The 3601-nt window shown below is 73.9% G+C and carries 4 protein-coding genes; 1 reads left to right on the top strand and 3 read right to left on the bottom strand.

The annotated features are described in order from the left end of the window. Nucleotides 1–65 precede the first annotated feature (65 nt). The gene (gene serB / locus FNQ90_RS16120) at nt 66–1235 is read left to right on the top strand and encodes a phosphoserine phosphatase SerB (protein ID WP_182607026.1); all 1170 of its coding nucleotides are present in this window, start codon (nt 66–68) and stop codon (nt 1233–1235) included. A 19-nt stretch (nt 1236–1254) separates the two neighbouring features. Here the strand turns inward: serB and FNQ90_RS16125 are convergent, their stop codons facing one another. From FNQ90_RS16125 to FNQ90_RS16135, 3 genes are all read right to left on the bottom strand, one after another. Continuing rightward, on the bottom strand, nt 1255–1773 hold the full coding sequence (locus tag FNQ90_RS16125; protein WP_182607024.1) for a SixA phosphatase family protein: 519 nt from the start codon (nt 1771–1773) through the stop codon (nt 1255–1257). Between the two features lie 132 nt (nt 1774–1905). Next, nucleotides 1906–2106, bottom strand: a complete 201-nt coding sequence (locus FNQ90_RS16130) for a hypothetical protein (RefSeq protein ID WP_143622931.1) — start codon at nt 2104–2106, stop codon at nt 1906–1908. A gap of 224 nt (nt 2107–2330) precedes the next feature. After that, on the bottom strand, nt 2331–3601 hold a 1271-nt coding region (locus FNQ90_RS16135; protein ID WP_228471280.1), incomplete at its 5' end, for a CynX/NimT family MFS transporter.

Consider the following 3601-nt stretch of genomic DNA (forward strand, 5'->3'; position numbering starts at 1 on the left):
CCCCGGGCCCCGGGGCGGCCTCCGCTCCGACCGACGCGGCCCCCGGCCGCCCGGACCCACGCACCCTGCTGGTCAAGATCTTCGGCCGGGACCGGCCGGGATTGACCGCCGGTCTCCTGCAGACCCTGGCCTCCTACGGTGTCGAGGTGGTGGACCTGGAACAGGTCGTCACCCGGGGTCGGATAACGCTCTGCGCACTGGTGACGTCCCCCGGTGACGCCGAGGGCGAACTGCGGGCCACCGTCCACGGGTGGGCCGAGTCGCAGCGGTTGCAGGCCGAGATCATCTCCGGTGTCGGCGACAACCGGCCGCGCGGCGAGGGACGTTCGCATGTCACGGTGCTGGGCCATCCGCTGACCGCCGAGGCGACGGCCGCCATCGCGGCCCGGGTCACCGGCTGCGGCGCGAACATCGACCGCATCCACCGTCTGGCCAAGTATCCGGTGACCGCGGTGGAGTTCGACGTCTCCGGGGTGGCCACGCAGATCCTGCGCACCGAGTTGGCCACCGAGGCGGCCCGGCGCGGGGAGGTGGACGTGGCGGTGGTCGCCTCCGGACTCCAGCGGCGCGGCCGGCGCCTGGTGGTGATGGACGTGGACTCCACGCTCATCCAGGACGAGGTCATCGAACTGTTCGCGGCGCACGCCGGGTGCGAGGAGCGGGTCGCGGAGGTGACGGAGGCCGCGATGCGCGGCGAACTGGACTTCACCGAGTCCTTGCACGCGCGGGTGGCACTGCTGGCGGGTCTGGAGGAGCGGGTCGTCGAGAAGGTCCGGGCCGAGGTCCGGCTGACCCCGGGGGCCCGCACCCTGGTACGGACCCTCAAGCGGCTGGGCTGTCAGGTGGGCATCGTCTCGGGCGGCTTCACCCAGGTCACGGACTCCCTCCGCGACCATCTGGGGCTGGACTTCGCGGCGGCCAACACCCTGGAGGTGGCGGACGGAAGGTTCACCGGGCGGGTCACCGGGGAGATCGTGGATCGGGCTGGGAAGGCCCGGTTGTTGCGTCGGTTCGCCCGCGAGGCGGGGGTACCGCTGTCGCAAACGGTGGCCATCGGCGACGGCGCCAACGACCTGGACATGCTCAACACGGCGGGACTGGGCGTCGCCTTCAACGCCAAGCCGCTGGTGCGGCGGGCCGCCGATGCCTCGGTGAATGTGCCGTTCCTGGACACCGTGCTGTACCTGATGGGCATCACCCGCGAGGAGGTCGAGGCGGCGGAGGCCGGCGAGTGATCCCGACGCCCGGCCCCGATCAGTCCTTGGGGGTCCAGAAGGACTCCAACCTGGCCACGCCGTGTTCGACGGCCTTCCACTCCCCGGTGAAGCCGAGGACGGCGATGCCCGAGGTGGGGTAGCCGCTCCGGTTCATCCGGGACAGGGCGTCCCCCTCGCCCTCTCCGGCCAGCGCGTCCGCGAGGGCGTGCACGCCGGGGTTGTGTCCCACCACCAGAAGGTCGCGGACCTCGTTCTCCACCCCGTTGAGCACGGCGATCAGCTCACCGAGCGATGCGTCGTAGATCCGCTCCTCGTAGACGGTGCGGGGGCGCTGCGGCAGTTCGGCGGCCGCCAGCTTCCAGGTCTCCCGGGTACGGGTGGCGGTGGAGCACAGGGTGAGGTCGGGGGTGATGCCGGAGCCGGCGAGGCGACGCCCCGCCAGGGGCGCCTCGCGACGGCCCCGGTCCGCGAGCGGTCGGTCGTGATCGGAGACCTGCGGCCAGTCGGCCTTGGCGTGGCGAAGAAGGACGATCCTGCGGGGAACATCGACGCTCATGCGTCCCAGCTTCCCACGAAACCGGCTTCCCTTCCCGGCTCGTCGGGAAGCCGGGTGACCGGTCCGGGGCCCCCGACGGGGCCCGCTCCGGGCGCCGACGAACCCCGACCGGGGCACCGCCGGGGAGCCCGGTCAGGAGCGCAGCAGTGCCACGATCAGGTGTTCCAGCAACAAAGGCAGCGGGCGCGGCGTCTCGGCGGCCGCCGCGGGATCGGAACCGGTGAGCAGGAGCACCAGCAGGCCGGTGAAGGCCGCCGCCGGGGCGAGCACCCCCCACCAGGGGAGGCGTGGCCGCGTCTCCCGCCGTGCGGGGCGCGTGGTCTGGGCCGACATGGGAATCCCCTCCGTTCCGGTCGGTTCCCGGGTCGTTCCGGCCGAGTGCCGGTGCGATGGTGTCCACCCTACGAGGGGCGGTTCCTCGGGCCCATCCGGTGATCCACCCGGGCCCCCCTGAACCGCGCCCCCTAGGGGATGGTGGGGAGAACCCCACCCCGGTCCCGGTATTCGGGTCCCGTGGTGTCTCCCACCGGGTCCGACGGGGTCCGGCGGGCCGGGCCTCACGCCCCGTCCTCGACGAGGCCGGGCCGCCCGGCGCGCACACCGGCGACGATCTGCAGCGCCATCAGCGCGGCCAACAGGAGCAGGGGGGCCTCCCAACCCCCGGTGGCCTCCTGAAGCGCGCCGACGGCCAGGGGGCCGGGCACGGCCAGCAGATAGCCGCCGCTCTGCGCGAAGCCGGAGAGCCGCCCCACCCCGGCGGGGGTGCGCGCCCGCAGGCCGATCATGGCCAGCGCGACGGGAAAGGCGCAGCCGGAGATTCCCAGCAGGACCGCCCAGGCCCAGGCGCCCTGCGCGGGGGCCAGCCAGAGTCCGGCGTAGCCCAGCAGGCCACAGACGCCGAGAACCGCCACCAGGGGTCCCTGGTGGGGAAGCCGGACGGCCAGTCGGGGAAGCACGAAGGCCAACGGAACCCCCATGCCCATGATGACGGCCAGCAGGAGACCGGAGGTGACCGCCGGGACCCCGGCGTCCCGGAAGATCTGCGGCATCCACCCCATGGTCACGTAGGCGGCGGTGGACTGGAGTCCGAAGAAGAGCGTCATCGCGAGGGCGGTGGGTGAACGACGCAGCGGACGGGGATCGGTCGGGGCGGGCTCCGCCCCGGGAAGCACGTCCGGGTGGGGCTTGGGAACACCCCGGCGGAGCGTCACCGCCCAGCACGCGAGGGCGATCACCGCGGGCAGGGCCCAGACGAGCAGTCCGGGCCGCCAGTCGCCGCCCAGCCGTTGGGCGAGGGGGACGGTGACCGCCGCCGCGCCGGCGGTGCCCAGCGCGAGGGCCATCGAGTACAGACCGGTCATGGTGCCCTGCCGGTCGGGGAACCACCCCTTGACCACCACCGGCAGCAGGACGTTGGCCACCGCGATGCCGGCCAGGGCCAGGGCGGTGCAGGCGAGGAAGACGGCGGTGTTCGGCGCCCACGGCCGCAGGGCCAGGCCCAGGGTGATGGCGGCGGTGCCGGCGGCGACGACGGTGATCGGGCCGAGGCGGCGGGCGAGGCGGGGGGCGGTGCCGCCGAAGACGGCGAAGCACAGGGCGGGGACGGATGTCAGGAGACCGGCTACGGTGCCCCCCATCCCCAGGCCGGCACGAACCTCCTCCAGCAACGGGCCGAGGCCGGAGATCGCGGGCCGCAGGTTGAGCGCGGTCAGCACCAGGGCCAGTGCGAGGAGCCACCCCGCGCCCCGGCGGACACGGCGGGGCGTGTCCACGGGTCGGGTTCCGCTCCTTCCCCCGGGGCGGTCGGCCGTTCCCGGGTTCGGGAGGG

It is taken from the genome of Streptomyces alkaliphilus, from assembly GCF_014141535.1.
Lineage (GTDB): Bacteria > Actinomycetota > Actinomycetes > Streptomycetales > Streptomycetaceae > Streptomyces > Streptomyces alkaliphilus.

Excerpts from the sequence above, each read along its gene's own strand:
- FNQ90_RS16125 (WP_182607024.1), bottom strand. The coding sequence starts at position 1,773 with ATGAGCGTCGATGTTCCCCGCAGGATCGTCCTTCTTCGCCACGCCAAG.
- FNQ90_RS16130 (WP_143622931.1), bottom strand. The coding sequence starts at position 2,106 with ATGTCGGCCCAGACCACGCGCCCCGCACGGCGGGAGACGCGGCCACGC.